The following is a 21,389-nucleotide window of genomic DNA, read 5'->3' on the forward strand; positions in this document are numbered from 1 at the left end:
CCGGCTACCGCCAGCCGCCGGTGAAGTCGCTGGTGAGTTGGGTGTCGCAGATGTTGTAGCCGCCCGACGCGTGTCCGGACTTCGTCGTCCCGTCCACGGTGACGCTGCAGTTGATGTCCCCGGAGCCCTGCAGTTGGGCGTTGAGCGTGTAGTACAGCGCGCCCTTCGTGAAGGGCAGAGTCGCTTCGAACCTGCCGTTCCTGAACTCGCCCTTGCGGGTGTCGCTGTCCGAGCCGTAGTTGATGTCGAGGCCGCCGAGCACTCCGGCCGGCGCGGTCCCCCAGACCTTGAAGACGACGGTCTTCGGGGCCGCGGCCTTCCTGTCGTCGTCCTGGGCGCCGGCCGATGTCCCGTGACCGGCCGCGGTGGCGGTCGTAGCGGCGGACGTGGACGTGGCCTTCGGGGCGGCGCCGCCGGAGCCGTCCGAGCCGTGGTCGCCGACGACCGCGGCGGCGACGCCGATGACGACGGCCACGCCGAGGAGGCCGAGACAGCCGAGACCGACGACCTTTCCCGCGCCGGGTCCCCTGCCCGGCGGCTGCGACTGGACCGGGGGCTGTCCGTAGGGCTGCTGCCGGCCCGCCCATCCGGCGTGCGGATGCTCGTGGTTGTTCATGTGTCCCCCTCAGATGTCTGCCGCCGTAAGCAAGATGTGTGACATGTGAAGAAGACGTGCGGTTGCCGCTTACCTGGTGGTTCACCCCAACGTGGTACGTCCCCGCCGAGGGCGCGTCCGGCTAGGGGCGGAGGATCGCCCCGTCCTCCGTGATGCGGGCGGCGTGCGGGCCGAAGTCGTCGTCCGACATGGTGGAGACGAGGTCGATCGCCTCGCCGCCCGGCTCCGGGGTGCCGGGCGGGACGATCCGGGTCGGGCGCAGGCGGCCGGAGACGTAGGTGCCGTCGGGGCGGAGCGTGAGTTGCAGGACGCCGCTGGTGGAGAGGGTGCCGCCGAGGCCGAGCACCTTGTATCCCGAGAAGTTCCCCAGGCTGTAGGCGATCAGCCGGCCCTTGTAGAACTCCATTCCCCGCATCACGTGCGGGCCGCTGCCCACCACGAGGTCGGCGCCGGCGTCGATCACGGCACGGCTGAAGCGGTAGCTGTCGCCGCGGTCCTCGCCGAGGAAGTACTCGGTGCCGGGCTCCACGTGGGTACGGTCCGAGCCCTCCGCGCCGGCGTGCATCATGACGATCACCACGTCCGCCATCGCCGCGGCGCGGGCGGTGAGCCGCTTCGCCGCGGGGATGTCCGTGAGGTCGTTCGCGCCCCGGTCGGGCGCGAAACCGATCAGCGCGACCCGGATGCCGTGGAGCCGCTGGACGGTGATCTCGCCGAGGCGGCCGATGTACGGCAGGTGCGCGGAGCGCAGGGCGGCGAACGTCTGGCGCCGCCCCTCCGCCCCGAAGTCGTCGACATGGTTGTTCGCCGTGTTCAGGACCGTGAATCCGGCCTGCTTGAACAGGCCTGCGTAGGACGGCGGGGCGTGGAACGCGAAGCAGTTCGGGCTGTCGCCGTCGTCGCACTTGCCTTCACCGCCGGTGGTGAGGGTGCCCTCCAGGTTCCCGAGCACCACGTCACCGGTGAGGAGGTCCTCGACCGGGTCGAAGAACGTGGCACCGTCGTCCGGCGGCAGGTCGTCCGGCAGTGTGCCCATCACGATGTCTCCCACGGCGGCGATCCGCAGGTCGCCCATGGAGTGTGGGGGGCCCGGCACACCGGGCGGCGTGGTGCCGGTCGGCCGCGGGGCGGCTGAGGCGGAGCGCGGGGCGGTCGAGGCCGGGGCGGAACGTGGGGCGGCCGAGGCCGGGTGCGGGGCGGTGGGGGCCGGGCGGGTCGCGGTCTCGTCCTCGGAGCCGGTGCGGAGCCCGAACGCCGCGGTGACCGCGAGGCCGGTGCCGACCAGTCCGACGGCGAACACCCGGTGACGACGGCGCACCCGCCGCTGCGGCTCGCGGTGGCGCGCTCCGACGGATCTGATCATTTGCTCATGCTACGAAGCGGACGCCCTTCCGTCCCGGAGCGTCGTCGGCTGGCGTGTTCCGGCGGCCTGGACGTTCCGCCGCGGAGGCTGGGATTGCAGGGCCCCTCCCTGGCGCTTAGCGTGATGAAACGGATGGTTCGCGGCGCGGACGACGGGGCCGGGCTCCGCGCACGGCGTACCCACGGACAGCCCGCCCGCCCCTGGACCGGGCCCGTCGAGGCGCCGGTCCGGTACCGGCCGCCCGTCACCTCCGCCGGACGCGTCGCCCGTCACCTCCGCCGGACGCTGAGAGACGAGGTCAGTCATGGCGCCAACCATGCGCGCGCTCGTAGCCGGAAGGGTCGGCGAACCGGCCGACGTCCTGCGACTGGAGTCCCGGCCCGTGCCCGCGCCGGGGGCCGGTCAGGCGCTGGTCCGGGTGACCGCGACTCCCGTGCACGCCAGTGATCTGCACGTGCTGCGCGGTCGTTACGGCTTCTCCCCGGAGTTTCCCGTGGTCGGAGGGCACATGGAGTGCGTGGGCCGGGTCGAGGCCCTGGGTCCCGACACCGACGGGCTGAAGATCGGCGAGCGGGTGGTGGCCGTCGCCGTGCCGCCGGTCCCCGGCCCGCCCGTGGTCGGCACCTGGCAGGAGTACCTCGTCACCGACACGCACCGGCTGCTGCCCGTCCCCGACCGGCTGAGCGACTCCAGCGCCTGCCAGCTTGCCGTCAACCCGTTGACCGCGTTGCTCCTGGTGACGCGCGAACTCCACGTGCAGCCGGGTGAGTGGCTGTTGCAGACCGCCGCGGGGTCGACGGTCGGCCGCCTCGTCATCCAGCTGGCCCGGCACCTGGGAATCCCCACGATCAACGTGGTGCGGCGGCGCTCCGCCGTGGCGGAGATCAAGGCCCTCGGCGGTGACGAGGTCATCTGCACTGAGGACGAGGACCTGTCGAGGCGGGTGGCCGAGATCGCCGGTACGGCGGGCGTGCGCAAGGCCACGGACTGTGTCGCGGGTCCCGTGGGCGCGCAGGTGTCCCAGGCCCTGGCTCCGGGAGGCGAGATGGTCGTCTACGGGGCGCTCTCCACCCACCGGCAGACCGATCCGGCGGCGCTGACGATCCCGCTCCAGGCGCGTTCGGTCATCTACGAGGCCAAGACGGTCCGCGGCTTCTGGCTGAACCGGTGGTTCGGCGCCGCCTCGTCCGAGGACGCGCTGCTCGCCCTCTCCGAGGTGCGCAATCTCGTCACCGACGGGGTGTTGAGCATCCCCCGTGGGCGGCCCTTCCCGCTCGAACGGTTCACCGAGGCCGTCGCGTTCGCCGAAGCGCCCGGGCGCGACGCCAAGCCGCTCTTCGTCTTCGAGGACGGCGGCCGGAGCGAGGGAGACGGGTAGGCGGCGGCTGCGGGCGACGGGTGGGACGCGGCCGGCGTGCCTGGTACAAGAGCGGGTGGGCGCCGGTGGGTTGGCGGCGGCCCGGGTGACCCGCGGGGGGCCACGGTGGGTGTGGCGGTGTCCTGGGGAAGAGGGTGGGTACCTGGCCGTTGGGTGCTGAGCCCGGTAGGTCTATCGTCGGAATCATGGGCCAGGACGAGGAGGACGGCCGGTGATGCCGCAGGACGAGGCCGTGATCGGCCGCACGGGGCTGGTTCTCATCGGAACCCGCGGTTCCGACGGTCCCGGTGAGGTGCTGGTGCGGGTTCGCGGCGGCTCCGAGACCTTCCTCGCCTGGTCGGAGGATCCCCTGCCGGTGGGCGCCACGGTCCTCGTGATCGAATCACGCGGATGCCGTGAGGTCGGCGTCATCGAGTGGGTGGATCCATTGGACGCGCTCGGCGACAGTGCCGAGGCCGGCTGAGGAGTACAAGCATGTTCGGATATCGCGTCCCCGCTCCCGACGAGGCGATGTTGATCTCGGGGGGCAGGCGGGGACTGGGGGGCGCGCCGTTCCGAGTGGTGACGGGGCACGGCAAGTTCGTGCTGCCGGTTCTGCGGAAGGTCCGGTTCCTCACACTGTCCATGTGTGAGTCCGAGGTCACCGAGACCTGCGTGACCAGACAGGGCATCGCGTTGCACGTGCGCGCGGTCATCGCCTTCAAGGTCGGCAACGACCACGAGAGCATCATCAACGCGGGCCAGCGTTTCCTTTCCGACCAGGAGCAGATGTCCGTGCTCACCGGCCGGATCTTCGCGGGCCACCTGCGGGCCATCATCGGCTCCATGACGGTCGAGGAGATCGTCACCGAGCGGCAGAAGCTCGCCGCGGAGGTCCTGGACACCTCGAAGACGGAGATGGCGAAGATCGGCCTGATCGTCGACTCGCTCCAGATCCAGTCCATCGACGACGGCGACACCGGCTACATCGACGCGATGTCCGCCCCGCACAAGGCGGCCATCCAGCGGCAGGCGCAGATCGCCCAGGCACAGGCCACCCAGGCCTCGGTCGAGGCGGAGCAGGTCGCGGCCCGCAACCAGGCCGAGTACGCCCGGCAGACCGCGATCGTCAAGGCGGAGTACTCGGCCGAGGTGGACCGCGCCCAGGCGCAGGCCGCGCAGGCCGGACCGCTGGCCCAGGCGCACGCCCAGCAGGAGGTGCTCGCCGCCCAGACGGAGCTGGCCCTGCGCCAGGCCAAGCTGCGCCAGCAGCAGCTGGTCGCCGAGGTCGTGAGGCCCGCCGAGGCCGAGGCCGAGCGGGTCAGGATCCTCGCGGCCGCCGAGGCGCAGCGGATGAAGATCCAGGCCGAGGCGGCCGCGTCGTACGACCGGGTCGCGCTCGACCGGATGCTGATCGACCAGCTTCCGCAGATCGTCAAGGAGGCCGCCGGCGGCCTCGCGGGCGCCAACGTGAACGTGCTCAACGGCGCGGACGGTCTCGGCGAGATCGCCGCCGGCCTGGTGTCCCAGGGCCTGACGATCCTCGACTCGGTCCGGCAGAACCTGGGCGGCCAGGAATCCGACGGCCGCCGGCCGGAGAAGGGTGACGGCGGCGGGAACGGCGGGAGTTCTCTGCTCCAGCTGCCTTCCAGCAAGGGCGGCCGGAAGTCGGACGACGGTCCGGTGGACGTCGACTAGACGCGACACGGGCGCGGGCCGCGAGCCGCTGGGCGCGAGCCGCTGGGCGCGGGCCGCCGGCACGACGCGGGCCGCTGACCGCCGGCACCGCGCGGGTCGCTGGGTACGACACGGGGCCGAGCGGCGTGGCGCACGCCGTCGGCACACCCGGGCAGACGCCCGGCCGGGACATCCGGCCGGGCGTTCTCGCGTGCGGACGACGACCACCGAGGGCACGGCCCGTTCGACGCCATGGCCCCCCGACGCCACTGGTCGCCCGATGCCACGGCGCGCTCGGGTCGGCCGATCCCGTGCAGCGGCGCCCGATCCGGCGCAACGGGCGGCCTTTCCAGCACACGGGCGCTGCGCGGTTTCCCGGTGGTTTTCTTTACCCACTCCTGACGCCCGGCTCCGCATCCGGCGGCTCCCGGCCGGTGTCATCTTCCTTGCCGGATCGTTGTCCGGACCTCGTCGGAGAATGGAGTGATTGCCGATGGACGGCGCCGTCATAGGGGTCGTAATCGCCTTCGTCCTGGGGCTGTTGGTGCTGCGCAGCGGGATGCGGGTCGTCAACCAGGTCGAGCGCGGGGTCGTGTTCCGGTGGGGCAAGGCGCTGCCGTCCTACCGGCACCCGGGGATCACCTTCCTCGTCCCCTTCGCCGACCGGATGCGCAAGGTGAACGTGCAGGTCGTCACGATGCCGGTGCCGACCCAGGAGGGCATCACCAAGGACAACGTGTCGGTGAAGGTCGACGCCGTGGTCTACTTCCGGGTCACCGACCCGATCCGCGCCGCCATCGAGGTGCAGGACTACATCTTCGCGGTCGGGCAGGTCGCCCAGTCCTCGCTGCGGTCCATCATCGGCAAGAGCGACCTCGACGACCTGCTCACCGACCGGGAGCGGCTGCACGAGGGACTCGCCCTGATGATCGACAGCCCGGCCGCCGAGTGGGGCATCCACATCGACCGCGTCGAGATCAAGGACGTACAGCTGCCGGAGTCGCTGAAGCGGTCCATGTCCCGGCAGGCGGAGGCCGAGCGGGAGCGGCGGGCCCGTGTCATCACCGCCGACGGTGAGTTCCAGGCCGCGCAGCAGCTCGCCAACGCCTCCCGGATCATGTCCGATTCGCCCGAGGCGATGCAGCTGCGGCTGCTGCAGACCGTGGTCGAGGTGGCCGCCGAGAAGAACTCCACGCTGGTGATGCCCTTCCCGGTCGAGTTGCTGCGCTACTTCGAGCGCGCGACCAAGCGGCTGGACCAGGAGGTCGAGAAGAACGATCGCGAGAACGGCCGGGAGAACGGCCGGGAGAACGGGCGGGAGCTGGAGGCTCCGGAGGGGCAGGCGGCGCTCAGGGCCGGGATCGAGCAGATCGCGGCCGTGGCCGAGCGGTTCGGGCCGGGTCCGGCGCCGGGGCCGGCGGCCGGGACCGCGGCCGAGGCCGGGGCTGGGAACGGGGCCGAGGCCGGGGCCGGCAACGGCGCCGGGGTCACCGATCCGCGGGGACCGTCGCCGGAACGTCCCGGTCCCGCCGACCGGCCGTAGCCAGCGTCAGCGTCACCGCGAGTGACGCGAGCGCCATCAGGGTCATCGCACTGGCGGGCGAGGCGAGTTGGGCCACCGAGCCCGCCAGTGCGGCGCCCACGCCCTGCATGGTCAGCATCCCCGACGAGTGGAACCCCAGTGCGTGACCGCTGAGTTCGTCGGGTGTCAGGCTCATCAGCCGTTCCTGTTGGACCAGGCTGGCTCCGAAGCCGGCCGAGGCGACGCAGGCGCAGACCACGGCGAGCGCCAGCGGCGGGTGGAGGAAGAAGACCAGGTAGGGCGTGGCCAGGAGCAGCAGCAGAGGGGTCGCCGCACGGGTGCGGAGCGCGGGCGGGAGCAGGCGGCCGACGGTCACGTCACCGGCCAGCATGCCGAGGGCGGCGCAGGCGAACAGGGTGCCGGCGGCTTCGGGGGCGTAGGACACGTACAGCGACTCGCAGCCGACGACCAGGCCGTTGGGCAGCCACAGGCCGAGGTAGGTGAGGCGGCGCGGACGGGACGCCCACAGCAGGGCGTTGGTGCGGCGGGTCTCGGCGACGGAAGGGCGGCCGGCGGCACGGGGCGGGCGGGCGGTCAGGCCGGCGCGGACCACGACGGCGGACGTCAGGTAGAGGGCCGCCGCGAGCAGCAGGCAGGTGCGGGGCGAGACGGCGGCGAGCAGGGCGCCGCCGACCGCGTAGCCGGTGATCTGGACCAGCCCGCTCATCATGTTGAACAGCGAACGCCCGGGCAGGTAGCCGTCCTTGGTGAGGATCTCGTTGAGCAGGCCCCAGCGGACCCCGCCGCCGAGCGAGGCGACGAGGCCGAGCAGCAGGACCGTGGTGAGCAACGCGCCGGACGGGAGACCGGGCAGTGCCATGGCGGCGGTGCCGGCGGCGAAGGCGGCCGAGATCACGGTGAGGGCGGTGCGCGGGGGCAGCCGGTCGGCGCCGGAGAGCAGGAAGGTCGCGCCGAGCACCTGGGCGAGCGAGGGGCCGAACATGCTGAGCGCGGAGAGGAGCGGGGAGCCGGTGGTGCGGTAGACGAGCGTGCCGAGGGCCAGCCCGCCGACGGTGGCGGCGGCGTTCTGGGCGGCGGAGCCGAGAAAGAGGGGCGTGAACTCGGGTGTGCGGAAGAGGGACCGGTAGCTGGTGGGCATGGCCGGAAGTCTCGGGGGTGCTCGCAGCGGCCGTTATTGTTTCGCGCGGACGCGAAAGGTTCTAACAGGTAGTGCGTCTCTCACGAATGCGAGAGGCTCTAACGGCGGGGAGACCCTCTTGGGTTGGTGGCAGCTCAACGCGGACACGCTTGCCCGTAGCCGTTTCCTGCTCTCCCCCTTCGCCGAGACCTTCGCGAGCCTCAGGCTGCTGCACGGCGGTACCGCCGCCCACCCCGGCGAGCGGCGCTGGCTGGACGCGCATCTGCCCGCCTACCGGGCACGGCTCGCCGCCGATCCCGTCACCGCGCTGCTCGTCCGCGCCGGGATCGGCCGCGTCTGGACCGCCGACTTCCTCACCCCCACCCCCCGGGACGGCGAGAGCGCCGAGGCCGGTGTCGCGCGGGTGGGGGCGGCCCGCCCCGACGAGGCCCGCGCGCACCTGCGGACGGCCCTCGGCGGTCCGCTGCCCGCCGCCCTGGACCGCGACGACCTGCCCGGGCGGGCGGCGGAGCTGCTGGCGTTCGTGTGGGAGACGGCCGTACGGCCGTACTGGGAACGGCGGCGGCGGATCCTGGAGGCGGACGTGGTCGCCAGGACCGCGCAGGTGAGCCGCGGCGGCTGGGCCGAGGTACTGGACTCGGTGCGGCCGGGGCGGACCCGGTGGCTCGGTGCCAACCGGCTGCAGGTCAATCTGCACGAGTACCCGCCCCGCGAGATCTCCGGTGCCGACCTCCTGCTCGTCCCGGTGACGCCGAGGACCGGCTGGGTCTCCTGGGAGGAGCCGGACCGTTACGCGCTGGTCTACCCGTGCGCCGGCGCGCTCTCCGACCCCGTGTCGCGGCCGGTCCCGGCGGCGCTCACGGCACTGCTCGGGGGCGCCCGCGCCGGTGTGCTGGTACTGCTGGACGCCCCGCTGAGCACGACCCACCTGACGGCCGTGACCGGGCAGGGGCTGGGCTCGGTCGGGCGGCATCTGCGGGTCCTGCTCGACGCCGGGCTGGTGGAGCGGCGGCGGGCCGGGCGGGCGGTGCTGTACTCGCGGACGGCGGCGGGAGACGTGCTGGTGGAGGCCGGGGCCCGGGACGTCGCCCGGCGGAGTTAGCATCCGCTCATGACGACTTCCGAGAACAACGGGTCCGTGCTCGACTTCGAGATCGGTGCTCTCCAGGGCGGTTCCGCCGACCTGCCGGGCTACGCTGGCCAGGCCGTGCTCATTGTCAACGTGGCCTCCAAGTGCGGCCTGACCCCGCAGTACGGCGGCCTGGAGCGGCTTCAGGAGCGGTACGCGGCGCAGGGCTTCACCGTGCTCGGTGTGCCCTGCAACCAGTTCATGGGGCAGGAGCCCGGCAGCGCCGAGGAGATCGCCGAGTTCTGCTCGGCGACGTACGGCGTGACCTTCCCGCTGACCGAGAAGGTCGAGGTGAACGGGGAGGGCCGGCACCCGCTGTACGACCGTCTGACCCCGTTCGCCGACGGCGAGGGCCACACCGGTGACATCCGCTGGAACTTCGAGAAGTTCCTGGTGGGCCGGGACGGCCAGGTCGTGGCGCGGTTCTCGCCGCAGACCGAGCCGGAGTCGGCGGAGGTCGTGGCGGCGGTGGAGAAGGCCATCGGCTGACCTTCCGGGCTGGGCGGCGGCGGTCACGGGAGTCGGTCCCGTGGCCGCCGTCGCCGTTCCCGCCGGAGCTTGACCTTGCCCCTGGGGCAGGGGCGAGCGTCGGTCGCGCCGGGCCACGGGTGCCCGGTGACGGAGGATGCGGCCGTGGAGGGCACTGTGGACGAGGAACTGCTCACGATCGGCGCGTTCGCGGCTCGGTCCAGGCTCTCGGCTAAGGCGTTGCGCCGGTACGACCGGCTGGGGCTGCTCGCGCCGGCGTACGTCGACGGGGCCACCGGCTACCGGTACTACCAGGCCGGTCAGGTCGAGCGCGCCCGGCTGGTCGCCCTGCTGCGCCGCCTGGACATGCCGCTGGCGCGGGTCGCCGAGGTGGTCGAGGCGGCGGTCGGCGGGGCGGACACCGGCGGCACGGCCACGGGTGACGCGACCGCCGGTGACAAGGCAGCGGGTGACGCGGCCGCCGGGCTGCTGGCCGCCTACTGGTCGGAGGTCGAGCGCCGGGTCGCCGGGCAGCGGACCCTCGCCGCATATCTCCGTGCACGGCTGTCCGGGAGGAGTTCGGAGATGCACGAGACGTTCGCGGTCCAGACGGTGGAGGTGCCCGCGCAGGTGGTGATCACCGAGACGCGGCACACCCTGGCGGACGAACTGCCCGCCTGGATCGGCGCCTCGCTGGGCCGGCTGGAGGCGGCGGCACGCGAGTGCGGGGGTGTGGCCGGGGCGCCGTTCGTCGTGTACTACGCGGAGGTGTCCATGGAGAGCGACGGGCCGGCCGAGGCCTGTGTCCCGGTCGCGGACGAGGCGGCGGCCCGTGCCTGGGTGGAGCGGCACGGGCGGGGACGGGAGACGAAGGTGCGCGTCGAGCCGGCGCGCACGCTGGCGTACACGCGGATCGGCAAGGCGCAGGTGGCGCATCCGCAGATCCTGGCGGCCTTCGAGGCGGTCGAGGGGTGGGTGGCCCGGCAGGGCGCCCCCGGGAACGGCTTCGAGAACAGCCCCGAGAACGGTACGGAGCACGGCTCGAAGGGCGGTCTGGAGTACGACGGCCCCTGCCGGGAGGTCTACTTCGCGGACTGGGACGCGGCGGGCCCGGAGGACCCGGTGTGCGACGTCGCCTTCCCCGTCCGTCAGGTGGCCCGGGCACAAGCCGAGCCCCCTCGGCAAGGACGGCGAGCTGGTCGAGAGGGCTCTTGAGGTGACGCTTGTGCAGTTGTGGTTGTCGTCGTCGGGAGCGTGGCCGATGGGGCGGTCGGGTCAGCGAATGCCCCTACGCCTTGACCGAGGCCACGAACGCGTTCCACGCTCCGGTCGGGAACGCGAGGACCGGGCCCTCCTCGACCTTGGAGTCGCGTACGGCGAGTCCCGCGGTCGTCGGTGACTTGACCTCGACGCACGCCCCGTTCCCTGCGGAATAGGAGGACTTCGTCCACGTCTCCGTGGCGCCCTGAAGCAGTGCCATGTCCACTCCTGTAGCGAGTTGCTGTGGTGCTTGCTGTGGTGTTGCTGTAGTGCGGATCACGCCAACGTTCTGACCTGTTGGCGTGATCGACGCTACTAGCCAACTCCACCGCCTGGAGCACTCGTTCACTCGACCGGGTGGCATATTCCAGAGGATCCTTCCGCTGGAGCGGGGCGCCGGTGTACGATCCGGCGCCCACCGTCCGCGAGACCCCGCGGAGGGCTCAGCGGGCGTACTCCTTGGCCGCGTCGGCGATGAACTGCCGGGATTGCTCGACGTTCAGCGACTGGGCCCGCAGGTGCTCGTACATCACGGCGTACTTCTGCACGTCGTGGGCCTTCTCCAGGTACAGGTCGCTGGTCACGCCCTCCAGGTAGACGACGCTGGAGTCGGCCGCGTCGGCGAACTCCAGGATCGCGTACTGGCCGTTGAGGCCGGGGTGCGCGCCCACTTCGAAGGGCAGCACCTGGACGGTGATGTGCGGCTGCTGGGACATCTCGATCAGGTACTCCAGCTGCTCGCGCATCACCAGCCTGTTGCCGACCAGCCGGCACAGTGCGGCCTGGTCGAGCACGACCCACAGACGGAGCGGGTTGTGTTCGGCGGTGATGCGTTCCTGGCGCCGCATCCGGACCTGGACCCGCTTCTCGATGTCGGCGGCGGAGGTCTCCGGCAACGCCCCCTGCACCAGGGCCTCGGCGTACGCCCGGGTCTGCAACAGCCCGGTGACCAGCTGGGGTTCGTACACCCGCAGCGACTCGGCGTCGGTCTCCAGACCGATGTACACGCTGTAGGGGATGTCCCCGAACGCATGCCACCAGCCCTGTTGCCGCGAGTCCCTGGCCATCTCCATCAGGGACTCGACGACCCGCTGGTCCTCGACCTCGTAGACCCCGCACAGGTCGCGGACATCGCGCTGGCTGATGCTCCGGCGCCCGTTCTCCAGCCGGCTGATCTTCGACTGGGAGACGAGCAGCCGCTCCGCCACCTCTTCCGCCGTCATGCCCTTGAGCTCGCGGAGCCTGCGCAGCTCCTGGCCCAGCCGGCGTCGCCTGACGGTGGGATTGACATTGGACGCCACGGGACGTGCACCTCCGGCTGCCTGCCTGTGAGTACCACTTTGCGTATCTGCTGTTGAGCAGACTGCCACCAAGGTGATTCCTACCGCTGGGAAACCGCGTATATGCAGCGCGTACGCGACAGTTCGGCGACTTCGCCGAAAAAGCCGGGCGGGGGGGGGGGGGGGGCCCCCCCCCGGGGGGCCCCCCCCCCCCCCCCGCCCGGACCGGCGGCTCCCGAACCGGGTCTCAGGGGTGCCGTGTTGCCGGCTGTCCCCGCCGTGGCACTGCGGCTCAGTGCACCACGGCCCGAACCATCGTGCCCGCGCCTCGGCGCGGTTGCATCGGAACACCGCGGGCGGGTTCCGGCGCACCGGACCTGGCGGCAGGTCCGGTCTGGCGCCCGGCCGGGGCGGCCGGGCTGCGGCGGGGCTGGGCGCCCGCGCCGTTCTGCACGTCCATGACGGCGTGGGCCACGAGCCCGCCCATCGGGTCGTGCCGGATCAAGTCCCGCAGCCGGGAACGCGAGGACCGTCCCTCGTTGCCCGGATACAGGTGCTTGCCGAGACCGACCGCGTGGGCCAGGGCGGCGAGCGCCGCGGTCCGCGGGTCCGGTGGTACGCCGGTACGGATCGCCGAATCCAGCCGGGAACGGATGTCCCGGCAGATCTCGTTGTCCGTCGCCTGGTACCGCGTCGTCGGCAGCACCCCGCACATCTGGCCCGCCACGGCATGCACCATGCCGCACCGCTCCAGATGCGAGAGGTACGTCTGGCGAAGTCCCAGACGTGGCCCGCCGATCCAGTGCACAGCCCGCACGGGAGCGCCACGCCTTCGCAGCAACTCCAACGCGCAGTCCAAAGTCGGATCTCCAGTCGGCCGTGGCTGCACCACGGCGATACGATCCCCGTCTGGGGCTATCCGTCCGGCCAGCGCCAGCTCCACTAGCTGTGCTCCGGCCAGACCGAGGTCGAGCGACTGCGGCTGTGCAGTGGTACCCGTCGTCGGGTCCAGTGCCAGCAGCAGAAGCTCCTCCGGAAGTGTTCTGCGGCTCCTGCCCATCCATGCCTCCCCGCGTGGATGAATGACAGGGTGACCCCTCTCACATTGGTCTGTCGAGGGTGCGTGACCGGTTTGTAAGGGAACCGGAAGGTATGTCGTTCTCGTCTACCACAGGGGCTAAGCCCGCACACAGGACACTGGTACATGGTTCGGACAGCGCACGGAGACGTGCGAAGCGTGGAGGAGGCATCGGTGGCGGGCGAGTCCCCCGACAGGTCGAAGCAGCGCGAGTCGTCGGCAGAACCGACGCCGGGAAGTGAAGGAACGGTTCCCGAACCACGCGACCCACGACTGGCGGTGGCCGCCGAGAACGAGAAGGAGGCGGCCGGCGGCGTGGACACCGCGACCCGGGTCTTCTCGGTACGGGACGTGAAGACGGACGGCGACGACACGAAGCTCCGCCAGGCGGTGGCGGCGTGGGTGCGCACGGGTCCGGCGACGGAGGAGACCGGGGCCTCCGGCGAGGAAGCCGAGGCGCAGGGCACCCCGGAGGAGCCCGAGCGGCCCGTGGCGGCCGCGGAGTCCGAGGAGGGCCCCGAGGACGCGAAGGGCCCCCTGGAGACCTCCGGGGCGCCGGAGAACGCCGCCGGCGAGGCGGACGCCGGGCCCGGGCAGGCAGTACCGGACGACGACGACCCCGAAGACGCCCCGAAGGCGGACGTCGGGCCCGAGGACGACTCCGCGGCCGGTTCCGAGGCGTCGGCCGCGTCCGAGGACGCCGGGCCCGAGGACGAGCACCCGGCCGGCGCCGAACTCGAAGACGCCGCGCCCGAGGACGAGCCCGAGGCGACGACCGCGCCCGAGGACGCCCCGAAGGCCGACGCCGAGCCCCGGGACGCCACCCCCGAGGACGAGCCCGAGGCGAGCGCCGAACCCGAGGACGCGGCACCCGAGGACGCCCCTGACGCGGACACCGAACCCGAGGACGCGGCGCCGAAGGCCGACGCCGGACCCGAGGACGCGGCCTCCAAGGCGACCACCGGACCCGAGGACGCGGCACCCGAGCACGCGTCCAAGGCCGACGCCGAACCCCAGGACAACGAACCCCAGGACGCGGCCCCCAAGGCGACCACCGAACCCGGGGACGCGGCACCCGAGCACGCGCCCGAGGCCGACACCGGACCCCAGGACACCGAGCCTGAGGACGCGGCCCCCGAGGCGACCACCGAACCCCAGGACTCCGAGCCCGAGGACGCGGCCCCCGAGGCGACCACCGAGCCCGAGGACGCCGAGCCCCGGGACGCCGAGCCCGAGGACGACGTCGCGTCCGGTGGCGCAGCCGCCGTCGACGGTGATTCCCGTGCGGGCGAAGGCGACACCGGTGCGGGCGAAGGCGACACCGGTGTCGACCAGCCCACCACCATGCTCAAGGCCCCCCGCCCTCCGCAGGTGGACCAGCCCACCACCACGCTCAAGCTCGGCGGCTCCCGGCCCAGCAAGTTCGTCGCCCTCAAGTCGGACTTGAAGCCGGACAGCAAGCCGGGCGCCGAACCCGGGGCGAAGCCCGGTGGCAGGCCGGACGCGGCGCCGGACGCCAGGCCCGGTACCGCCTCGACCACCCGTACCACCGTCATCCCCCAGGTCGGTCCCGAGCGCACCACCCAGGTGCCGCTGCCCCCGAAGCCCCCGCTGGACCTGCTCGCCGAGCTGACCAACACGCCTCCGCCCCCGGAGACCCCGGTCAGGACCGCCGTCCGGCGCGTCAAGATCTGGACGCCGCTGGTCATAGTCCTGCTGATCGTCTTTGCGGTCGTACAGAACTTCCGCCCGCTCCCGGAGCCCACCCTCGACCTCACGGCGAGGTACACCTACGCCTTCGACGGCGACAAGGCGGACATCCCCTGGCCGGCCGACGGCCAGGCCGCCCTGGACGTGCAGGGCATCGGCTCGTTCGGGTCCTCCGGCGACCAGAAGCCCGTGCCGATCGCCAGCGTCGCCAAGGTGATGACCGCGTACATCATCCTGCGCGACCACCCCCTCAAGAGCGGTGCCGCCGGCCCGAAGATAAAGATCGACCAGACGGCCCAGGACCAGTCGAACGCCGGGCAGGAGTCCACCGTCGACGTGACGGCCGGCGACTCGATCACCCAGCGCGAGGCCCTGGAGGGCATCCTCATCGCCTCCGCCAACAACGTGGCCCGCCTGCTGGCCCGTTGGGACGCCGGCTCCGAGAAGGCCTTCGTGGCGAAGATGAACGTCACCGCGAAGAAGCTCGGCATGACGAACACGACGTACACCGACCCCTCCGGTCTCACCGACTCCACCGTCTCCACGGCCGTGGACCAGGTGAAGCTGGCGAAGGCGGCCATGGCGAGCGAGCCCTCGTTCCGCGAGGTCGCCGCGATGATGTCGTACGACGACTACAAGGGCGTCAACCGCGGCAACTGGAACCAGCTGGTCGGTCACAACGACGTCGTCGGCATCAAGACCGGCACCACCACCTCCGCCCTCGGCAACCTGGTCTTCGCCGCGAAGAAGGACGTGAACGGCGAGACCCGCACCATCATCGGCGCGGTGCTCCGGCAGCCGGCCAGCGCCGCCTCCGACAACAGCATCCTCACCGCCGCCCTCAACGGCGGCGACAAGCTGATCCGGGCCGCCCAGGGCGCGCTGAAGTCGGCGACGATCTACAAGAAGGGCGCCGTCGTCGGGTACGTCGACGACGGTCTCGGCGGCCGTACCCCGGTCGTGGCGACCAAGGACGTCACCGCCGTCGGCTGGTCGGGGCTGAAGGTGAAGCTGACCTTCGAGGCCGACGAGGTACCGCACACCGCGAAGGCGGGCACCGAGGTCGGCGCCCTGACCGTGGGTGACGGCTCCGGGTCCGCGGTCCAGGTTCCGGTCGCGCTGCAGAAGGATCTGGCCGAGCCCGGCTTCACGAGCAGGCTGACCCGCATCGGCTGACCCAACCGGCACATTCCGTACCCGCACCCCGCTGATGGCGGCCCACCCAAGGGCCCCGCGGCGGGGTGCGTGCTAGCGTCACGAAACGGGGCAGGTCGTCGGCCGCCGGGACGCGGCCGCGAACTGGACGAGAACCGGCCGGTAACACCGTGGAACGCGGCCGAGAACAGAAGACGGGACACGGGGAGTGCCTTCAGGTGGCCACAGCGGAGCCGACACGCGCCGACGACGCCGATCCGGGCCCGGTATCCGGCCCGCGAATAGCCCTGCCCGGGACCGGGCCGCACGCCGTACAGGACAGCCCCGGCACGCAGCGTAACGGTACGCGGCGCGACGGCGGGCTCCGGGCGCTCCTCGACCTCGACGCGCCCCTGCGCGAGTGGCCGTCGCGCCACCCGGTGCTGGCGGTCACGGCCCTCGCCGGGGTGCTGCACATCATCTGGCTCTTCACGTTCGCGAACAGCGGCGGCGATCTCGCGGCGCAGGACGCCTGGGCCGAGTTCGTCGGCCGGCACCCGGACTCGGCGTACAACCTCGCCTGGTACGGCGGCATGCACCCGGTGTCGTACAGCGTGGTCTCGCCGTACCTGATGTCGGTGCTCGGCGTCCGTACGACGATGATGATCGCCGGCACCGTCTCGGCCGGGCTGCTGACCCTGCTCCTGATCCGCAGCCGTGCGGTGCGCAACCCCCTGTGGGCCTCGCTCGCCGGGGTGCTGGCGCTGATCTGCAACGCGGTGTCGGGGCGGGTCACCTTCGGCCTCGGTACGGCGTTCGCGCTGGCCTCGGTGGGGGCGGTGTTCTGCTGGCCGTACCGCTGGCGCCACAAACGGTGGGCGAAGGCGCTGGTGGCGGCGCCGTTCGCGGCCCTCGCCACCATGTCCTCGCCGGTGGCCGGGCTCTTCGTCGGCCTGGTCGCGGTCGCGCTGTTCCTGCAGAAGCGGCGGCCTGGGGCCTGGGCGCTCGGTCTCGCCCCGGCGGTCGTGGTCGCCGTCTCCGCGTGGCTGTTCCCGTTCTCCGGCACCCAGCCGATGGGCATCGGCTCGGTGATCATGCCCTTGCTGTACGGGCTGCTCTGCCTCTTCCTGGTCCCCGAGGAGTGGAAGACGGTCCGGCTGACGGCGGGCGTGTACAGCCTCGGGGTCGTGCTGGTGTGGCTGGTCAGCTCACAGATCGGCTCGAACATCTCGCGGCTGCCGATGCTGTTCGCGGGGGCCACCCTGATCGCGGCCCTGCCGTACACCGTGCCACGCTCGCGCAAGTACTACGTCACGGTCCTGGCCTTCGTCGGCTTCGTCGGCTGGATCGGTTTCAAGGCGGTCGACGACATAGTCCACACGACCCCGGCCGCGTCCTGGGCCCGGGAGCTGGCCCCTCTCGTCCACCAGTTGCAGCAGGCCGGCGCCGAGAAGGGCCGGGTCGAGGTGGTCCCGGCGCGCTCGCACCGGGAGGCGTCCGCGCTCGCGCCGTACGTCAACCTGGCCCGCGGCTGGAACCGCCAGGCCGACATGGAGCGCAACCCGCTCTTCTACGACGACACCCTGAACTCCGCCAACTACCACGAGTGGCTGCAGCGCTGGGCCGTGCACTTCGTGGTGCTGCCCAAGGGCGACCCGGACGGCGACGGCGGCGAACGCGAGCGGGCGCTGGTCCGGCGCGGGATGCCGTATCTGAAGCAGGTCTGGGGCGACGCGAACTGGCAGCTCTTCCGGGTGACCGATCCGACGCCGCTCGCCGAGCCGGACGCGGTGGTGGACCGCGCCGAGCAGGGCGAGCTGACCATCGAGGTGCGCACGGCCGGGCGGATCCTGATCCGGATCCCGTACTCGCCGTGGCTGAGCATCGTCGACGCGGACGGCAGGAGCCTGAAGCCGCCGCAGGAGACGCAGGCATCCAAGGACCGGACCGAGGGCACGCCGAAGACGTACACCAACGTCAACGGCTGCCTGTCGGAGACGCCGGAGGACGCCAAGGGCGACCGGTGGACGATGCTGCTGGCGCCGAAGGCGGGGACCTACCGGCTGGCGGCGCCGTACCAGCTGCCCCGGGGTACTCCGTGTCCCGACGAGCTGAAGTGAGCTACCTGGTCCCCCTCAGCTCCGCCACGTACCGGTCGGTGCCCGGCACGGTCGGTACGAAGGGGGCCACCAGCTCAACCCGGCCGAGGCCCGACGCGGCGATCTCCTCGTCCAGTCCGGTGAAGTGGGGGTCCCAGCACCGCCTCGGATCCGTCTCCAGGAACCAGAGCAGGGTCAGCCGGGTGTCGACGCCCTCCACCTGCTTCACGTAGGTCATCCGGTCGCCGGGCAGGGGCGTCGGGCGGAACACCGTGACCATGGCCGCCGGTGAGCCCGCGAGCCGCTTGGGCAGGTGGCGGCCGCGCAGCCGTTCCAGGAGTTCGGTCCGCTGCTCGGGCGACTCGCTGTCGACGACCTGGAGCACGAGCCCGGCGTAGGGGTGGTCCAGGGCGTGGAAGTCGCGGGGCCCGGCGGCCCCGTCCCGGTAGACGGTGGCCTCGTGGTCCTGGAACGCCGTGAAGACGTGGGTGCGGTCCTGGTAGACCCGGGCGTCGCGGTTCAGCCGCCGGTTCACGGAGACCGTCCACTTCATGTGTTCGGCGTAGCGGCCGTCGGTGATCCAGTAGGTGGAGAGGTAGCAGCCGGCGGTCACCGGCTGGGCGATCGCCGACTTCTCGGGATAGCGCAGGAGTTGCAGGTCGCGGGTGGCGACCCAGCGGCGGCCCGCGTACATCCAGGGCATGGCCATGGCGCCGGCGTAGTAGTGGTCGTCCTCGTACCAGCGGTTGTACGCGTACTCGTGGCCGGGGTGCGGTTCGACCATGGTGATGAGGGCGTGGCCGGGGCGGACGCCGTACGGGCCGACGGCGGCCAGCTCGGCGTACACCTCGCTGCGCGTGTCCTCGCTCATGCGCCTTCCCTTCCTTCCGCCTGCACTCGCCCATACTCTGACGCTCCGTCAGATAAAGCGCCAGAGCCTGGAGGTCATCGATGTCACTGCTCGTGGGCAAGACGGTCGTCGTCTCGGGGGTCGGCGCCGGGCTCGGGCACCAGGTCGCGGCGGCCGTCGTACGGGACGGCGGGAACGCCGTGCTGGGCGCGCGGACCGGGGCGAACCTCGCCAAGAGCGCGGCGGGGATCGACCCGGAGGGCGACCGGACCGCGTACCTCCCCACCGACATCACCGACGAGGGGCAGTGCGAGGCGCTGGCGGCGCTGGCCCGGGAGCGGTTCGGGTCCGTCGACGCGGTGGTGCACGTGGCGGCCTGGGACTCCTACTTCGGCGGCGTCGAGGACGCGGACTTCGCGACCTGGGCTTCGGTGGTCGACGTGAACCTGCTGGGGACGCTGCGGATGACGCGGGCCTGTCTGCCGGCGCTGAAGGAGGCGGGCGGCGGTTCGGTGGTGTTCGTCGGGACGCAGTCGGCGGTCGCCGCGCCCTCGCAGGTGCGGCAGGCCGCGTACGCCGCGTCGAAGGGGGCGCTGACCAGCGCGATGTACTCGCTGGCACGGGAGCTCGGGCCGTACCGGATCCGGGTCAACACGGTGCTGCCGGGCTGGATGTGGGGTCCGCCGGTGCAGGCCTACGTGCAGTTCACGGCCCACACCGAAGGGGTGCCTGAGGACGAGGTGCTGGGGCGGCTGACGGAGCGGATGGCGCTGCCGGAGCTGGCGACGGACGGGGACGTGGCCGACGCGGCGGTGTTCCTGGCGTCGGACCGGGCGCGGGCCATCACGGGGCAGTCGTTGCTGGTCAACGCGGGGGAGCTGATGCGCTGAGGCACCCGTTCCGGGCGCCGCGACCAGTTGATTTTGTTCATGGACGTGAATCAAGGTCAGCAAGGCGAACGATTTTACTTCCCCTTGACCTTACGCCCGCTTGTCGTGCCCATGCGACCGAACCCACGATGAGCGGGCACTTCGCGGCCTTCCCCGTCCCCACTCCGCTTATGCGAAGTGCCAGCCAGCTGAGCGGAGTTCAGAAGGCGGACCCTGGAAGGGGGGCACATGAACGGGCTCGACTGGGCCGTGCTCATCGGCTACTTCGGCGTGATGGTGGCGATCGGCGTCTGGTCGCACAAGCGCGTGGACAACGTGAGCGACTTCTTCACGGCCGGCGGAAAGATGCCCTGGTGGCTCTCCGGCATCTCGCACCACATGTCGGGCTACAGCGCGGTGATGTTCACCGGGTACGCCGGCATCGCCTACACCTACGGCGTGACGTCGTTCGTCACCTGGTCCTTCCCGATCGCGCTCGGTATCGCGATCGGTTCGAAACTCTTCGCCCCGCGCATCAACCGGCTCCGCTCCCGCCTCCACGTGGCCTCCCCGCTGGAGTACCTGAAGAACCGGTACAACCTGACCACGCAGCAGGCGCTGGCCTGGTCCGGCATGCTGCTGAAGATCGTGGACGTGGCCGCCAAGTGGGCGGCGATCGCCACCCTGTTGTCGGTGTTCACGGGCGTCTCCCTCAACCAGGGCATCCTCATCACCGGCGCGATCACCGCGGTCTACTGCACGATCGGCGGCCTGTGGGCGGACGCGCTGACCGAACTGGGCCAGTTCGTCATCCAGTTGCTGGCCGGCATCTCGATGTTCGTCGCCGTCGTGCTGAAGCTGAACGACAAGGGCATCGGCATCTTCGACGCCTTCGACCAGCCGGCCCTGCACGGCCACGGCAAGCCGCTGGTCGGCCCCTACGGCACGGTCTTCCTGCTCGCGTTCCTCTTCATCAAGCTCTTCGAGTACAACGGCGGCATGCTCAACCAGGCCCAGCGCTACATGGCGACGGCAGGTCCGAAGGAGGCCGAGCGCAGCGCCCGCCTCTCCGCGGCGCTCTGGCTGATCTGGCCGGTGGTCCTGTTCTTCCCCATGTGGATGTCGCCGCTGCTGGTCCACGCCCAGAAGCCGGACGGCTCCGACTCCTACGGCCTGATGACCGAACAGCTCCTCCCCCACGGTCTGCTGGGCCTGGTCGTCGTCGGCTTCTTCTCCCACACGATGGCGATGTGCTCCTCCGACGCCAACGCGATCGCCGCCGTCTTCACCCGTGACGTGGCGCCGGTGCTGTCGTCGCGGGCCCGGACCTGGGGCGAGCGCTCCGGCCTGATCGCCGCCCGGGTGACGACCGTGGTCTTCCTCGGCCTGTCCATGGCGGTGGCCACCCAGGTCAACTCGCCCACGTTCAAGGACATCATCACCGTGGTCATCAAGTGGGTGGCCGGTCTGATGGGCCCGATCGCGATCCCGATGATGCTGGGTCTGCTCCGGCCGTTCCGCCGCTCCGGCCCGACGGCCGCGCTCACCAGCTGGGCGGCCGGCCTGCTGGCCTTCTGGCTGGTCAACTACCCGATCAACTGGAACGTGGACGGCGGCGTACCGCTCCAGTACCAGGTGTCGGTCCCGCTGGCCGTCTCCCTGGTCCTGTACATCCTCATCGGCTACCTGAAGCCGGAGGACACCCCGGAGCGTCTCGCGATCATCGAGACCGTCAACACGGACGGGGACAGCACCGCGGCGACGGCCCCGGTACCGGCCCAGGCGCCGGCGGGCGGCGGGGAGGTCCTGCGGGACTGA

The 21,389-nt window shown here is 71.7% G+C and carries 18 protein-coding genes; 11 read left to right on the plus strand and 7 right to left on the minus strand.

Going from position 1 to position 21,389, the window contains the following annotated elements:
• Window positions 1–4 precede the first annotated feature (4 nt).
• Complete coding sequence (locus ACFY3I_RS31490) at window positions 5–616, minus strand: hypothetical protein (protein ID WP_390864475.1); 612 nt, start codon at window positions 614–616, stop codon at window positions 5–7.
• A gap of 121 nt (window positions 617–737) precedes the next feature.
• A complete protein-coding gene (locus ACFY3I_RS31495; protein WP_390864477.1) occupies window positions 738–1,979 on the minus strand; it encodes a CapA family protein in 1,242 nt (413 codons plus the stop codon).
• 316 nt (window positions 1,980–2,295) lie between these two features.
• On the opposite strand from ACFY3I_RS31495, the gene ACFY3I_RS31500 reads away from it, so the two are divergent.
• The 4 genes from ACFY3I_RS31500 (at window position 2,296) to ACFY3I_RS31515 (ending at window position 6,556) form a co-directional block, all read left to right on the plus strand.
• Window positions 2,296–3,357 carry a zinc-dependent alcohol dehydrogenase family protein gene (locus tag ACFY3I_RS31500; RefSeq protein ID WP_390864478.1) on the plus strand — a complete coding sequence of 354 codons (1,062 nt, stop codon included), beginning with the start codon at window positions 2,296–2,298 and terminating at the stop codon, window positions 3,355–3,357.
• A gap of 214 nt (window positions 3,358–3,571) precedes the next feature.
• Window positions 3,572–3,820, plus strand: a complete 249-nt coding sequence (locus tag ACFY3I_RS31505; protein ID WP_390864479.1) for a hypothetical protein — start codon at window positions 3,572–3,574, stop codon at window positions 3,818–3,820.
• A gap of 11 nt (window positions 3,821–3,831) precedes the next feature.
• A complete protein-coding gene (locus ACFY3I_RS31510) occupies window positions 3,832–5,034 on the plus strand; it encodes an SPFH domain-containing protein (protein ID WP_390864480.1) in 1,203 nt (400 codons plus the stop codon).
• Between the two features lie 472 nt (window positions 5,035–5,506).
• On the plus strand, window positions 5,507–6,556 hold the full coding sequence (locus ACFY3I_RS31515) for a slipin family protein (protein WP_390864481.1): 1,050 nt from the start codon (window positions 5,507–5,509) through the stop codon (window positions 6,554–6,556).
• On the opposite strand, the gene ACFY3I_RS31520 is transcribed toward ACFY3I_RS31515, so the two are convergent.
• Entirely contained in the window at window positions 6,501–7,694 is a 1,194-nt protein-coding gene (locus ACFY3I_RS31520; RefSeq protein ID WP_390864482.1) for an MFS transporter, read from the minus strand. The genes ACFY3I_RS31515 and ACFY3I_RS31520 overlap by 56 nt on opposite strands.
• Window positions 7,695–7,812: 118 nt before the next feature.
• Between ACFY3I_RS31520 and ACFY3I_RS31525 the strand changes: the two genes are divergently transcribed.
• The 3 genes from ACFY3I_RS31525 to ACFY3I_RS31535 all read left to right on the plus strand — a co-directional run bounded on the left by ACFY3I_RS31525 (window position 7,813) and on the right by ACFY3I_RS31535 (window position 10,506).
• Window positions 7,813–8,796 carry an ArsR/SmtB family transcription factor gene (locus tag ACFY3I_RS31525; protein ID WP_390864483.1) on the plus strand — a complete coding sequence of 328 codons (984 nt, stop codon included), beginning with the start codon at window positions 7,813–7,815 and terminating at the stop codon, window positions 8,794–8,796.
• Between the two features lie 9 nt (window positions 8,797–8,805).
• Window positions 8,806–9,312 (plus strand): glutathione peroxidase, encoded by a 507-nt coding sequence (locus tag ACFY3I_RS31530; RefSeq protein ID WP_390864484.1) that lies wholly within the window; start codon window positions 8,806–8,808, stop codon window positions 9,310–9,312.
• A gap of 126 nt (window positions 9,313–9,438) precedes the next feature.
• Window positions 9,439–10,506 (plus strand): MerR family transcriptional regulator, encoded by a 1,068-nt coding sequence (locus ACFY3I_RS31535; protein ID WP_390864485.1) that lies wholly within the window; start codon window positions 9,439–9,441, stop codon window positions 10,504–10,506.
• A 73-nt stretch (window positions 10,507–10,579) separates the two neighbouring features.
• Here the strand turns inward: ACFY3I_RS31535 and ACFY3I_RS31540 are convergent, their stop codons facing one another.
• The 3 genes from ACFY3I_RS31540 to ACFY3I_RS31550 all read right to left on the minus strand — a co-directional run bounded on the left by ACFY3I_RS31540 (window position 10,580) and on the right by ACFY3I_RS31550 (window position 12,891).
• Window positions 10,580–10,771 (minus strand): DUF397 domain-containing protein, encoded by a 192-nt coding sequence (locus ACFY3I_RS31540; protein ID WP_358916720.1) that lies wholly within the window; start codon window positions 10,769–10,771, stop codon window positions 10,580–10,582.
• Between the two features lie 223 nt (window positions 10,772–10,994).
• Entirely contained in the window at window positions 10,995–11,852 is an 858-nt protein-coding gene (locus ACFY3I_RS31545; RefSeq protein ID WP_365284800.1) for a helix-turn-helix transcriptional regulator, read from the minus strand.
• A gap of 271 nt (window positions 11,853–12,123) precedes the next feature.
• Window positions 12,124–12,891, minus strand: a complete 768-nt coding sequence (locus ACFY3I_RS31550; RefSeq protein ID WP_365284801.1) for a GPP34 family phosphoprotein — start codon at window positions 12,889–12,891, stop codon at window positions 12,124–12,126.
• A gap of 144 nt (window positions 12,892–13,035) precedes the next feature.
• Between ACFY3I_RS31550 and ACFY3I_RS31555 the strand changes: the two genes are divergently transcribed.
• Window positions 13,036–15,795: a serine hydrolase gene (locus ACFY3I_RS31555; RefSeq protein WP_390864486.1), complete on the plus strand. Its 2,760-nt coding sequence runs from the start codon at window positions 13,036–13,038 to the stop codon at window positions 15,793–15,795.
• 197 nt (window positions 15,796–15,992) lie between these two features.
• Window positions 15,993–17,873: an MFS transporter gene (locus tag ACFY3I_RS31560; protein WP_390864487.1), complete on the plus strand. Its 1,881-nt coding sequence runs from the start codon at window positions 15,993–15,995 to the stop codon at window positions 17,871–17,873.
• Between the two features lies 1 nt (window position 17,874).
• Here the strand turns inward: ACFY3I_RS31560 and ACFY3I_RS31565 are convergent, their stop codons facing one another.
• The gene (locus ACFY3I_RS31565; RefSeq protein WP_390864488.1) at window positions 17,875–18,723 is read right to left on the minus strand and encodes a hypothetical protein; all 849 of its coding nucleotides are present in this window, start codon (window positions 18,721–18,723) and stop codon (window positions 17,875–17,877) included.
• Window positions 18,724–18,803: 80 nt separating this feature from the next.
• On the opposite strand from ACFY3I_RS31565, the gene ACFY3I_RS31570 reads away from it, so the two are divergent.
• Complete coding sequence (locus tag ACFY3I_RS31570) at window positions 18,804–19,592, plus strand: SDR family oxidoreductase (RefSeq protein ID WP_390864489.1); 789 nt, start codon at window positions 18,804–18,806, stop codon at window positions 19,590–19,592.
• A gap of 228 nt (window positions 19,593–19,820) precedes the next feature.
• Window positions 19,821–21,389, plus strand: coding sequence for a sodium:solute symporter family protein (locus ACFY3I_RS31575; protein WP_365284811.1), 1,569 nt, complete (start codon window positions 19,821–19,823; stop codon window positions 21,387–21,389).

This window comes from Streptomyces sp. NPDC001068 (assembly GCF_042897315.1).
GTDB lineage: Bacteria > Actinomycetota > Actinomycetes > Streptomycetales > Streptomycetaceae > Streptomyces.

What these genes read in the sequence shown, in the direction of transcription:
- ACFY3I_RS31570 (WP_390864489.1), top strand. Translation starts at nt 18,804, where the DNA reads ATGTCACTGCTCGTGGGCAAGACGGTCGTCGTCTCGGGGGTCGGCGCC.
- ACFY3I_RS31510 (WP_390864480.1), top strand. Translation starts at nt 3,832, where the DNA reads ATGTTCGGATATCGCGTCCCCGCTCCCGACGAGGCGATGTTGATCTCG.
- ACFY3I_RS31540 (WP_358916720.1), bottom strand. Translation starts at nt 10,771, where the DNA reads ATGGCACTGCTTCAGGGCGCCACGGAGACGTGGACGAAGTCCTCCTAT.
- ACFY3I_RS31505 (WP_390864479.1), top strand. Translation starts at nt 3,572, where the DNA reads ATGCCGCAGGACGAGGCCGTGATCGGCCGCACGGGGCTGGTTCTCATC.
- ACFY3I_RS31520 (WP_390864482.1), bottom strand. Translation starts at nt 7,694, where the DNA reads ATGCCCACCAGCTACCGGTCCCTCTTCCGCACACCCGAGTTCACGCCC.
- ACFY3I_RS31555 (WP_390864486.1), top strand. Translation starts at nt 13,036, where the DNA reads ATGGTTCGGACAGCGCACGGAGACGTGCGAAGCGTGGAGGAGGCATCG.
- ACFY3I_RS31530 (WP_390864484.1), top strand. Translation starts at nt 8,806, where the DNA reads ATGACGACTTCCGAGAACAACGGGTCCGTGCTCGACTTCGAGATCGGT.
- ACFY3I_RS31575 (WP_365284811.1), top strand. Translation starts at nt 19,821, where the DNA reads ATGAACGGGCTCGACTGGGCCGTGCTCATCGGCTACTTCGGCGTGATG.
- ACFY3I_RS31515 (WP_390864481.1), top strand. Translation starts at nt 5,507, where the DNA reads ATGGACGGCGCCGTCATAGGGGTCGTAATCGCCTTCGTCCTGGGGCTG.
- ACFY3I_RS31550 (WP_365284801.1), bottom strand. Translation starts at nt 12,891, where the DNA reads ATGGGCAGGAGCCGCAGAACACTTCCGGAGGAGCTTCTGCTGCTGGCA.
- ACFY3I_RS31565 (WP_390864488.1), bottom strand. Translation starts at nt 18,723, where the DNA reads ATGAGCGAGGACACGCGCAGCGAGGTGTACGCCGAGCTGGCCGCCGTC.
- ACFY3I_RS31495 (WP_390864477.1), bottom strand. Translation starts at nt 1,979, where the DNA reads ATGATCAGATCCGTCGGAGCGCGCCACCGCGAGCCGCAGCGGCGGGTG.
- ACFY3I_RS31500 (WP_390864478.1), top strand. Translation starts at nt 2,296, where the DNA reads ATGCGCGCGCTCGTAGCCGGAAGGGTCGGCGAACCGGCCGACGTCCTG.
- ACFY3I_RS31490 (WP_390864475.1), bottom strand. Translation starts at nt 616, where the DNA reads ATGAACAACCACGAGCATCCGCACGCCGGATGGGCGGGCCGGCAGCAG.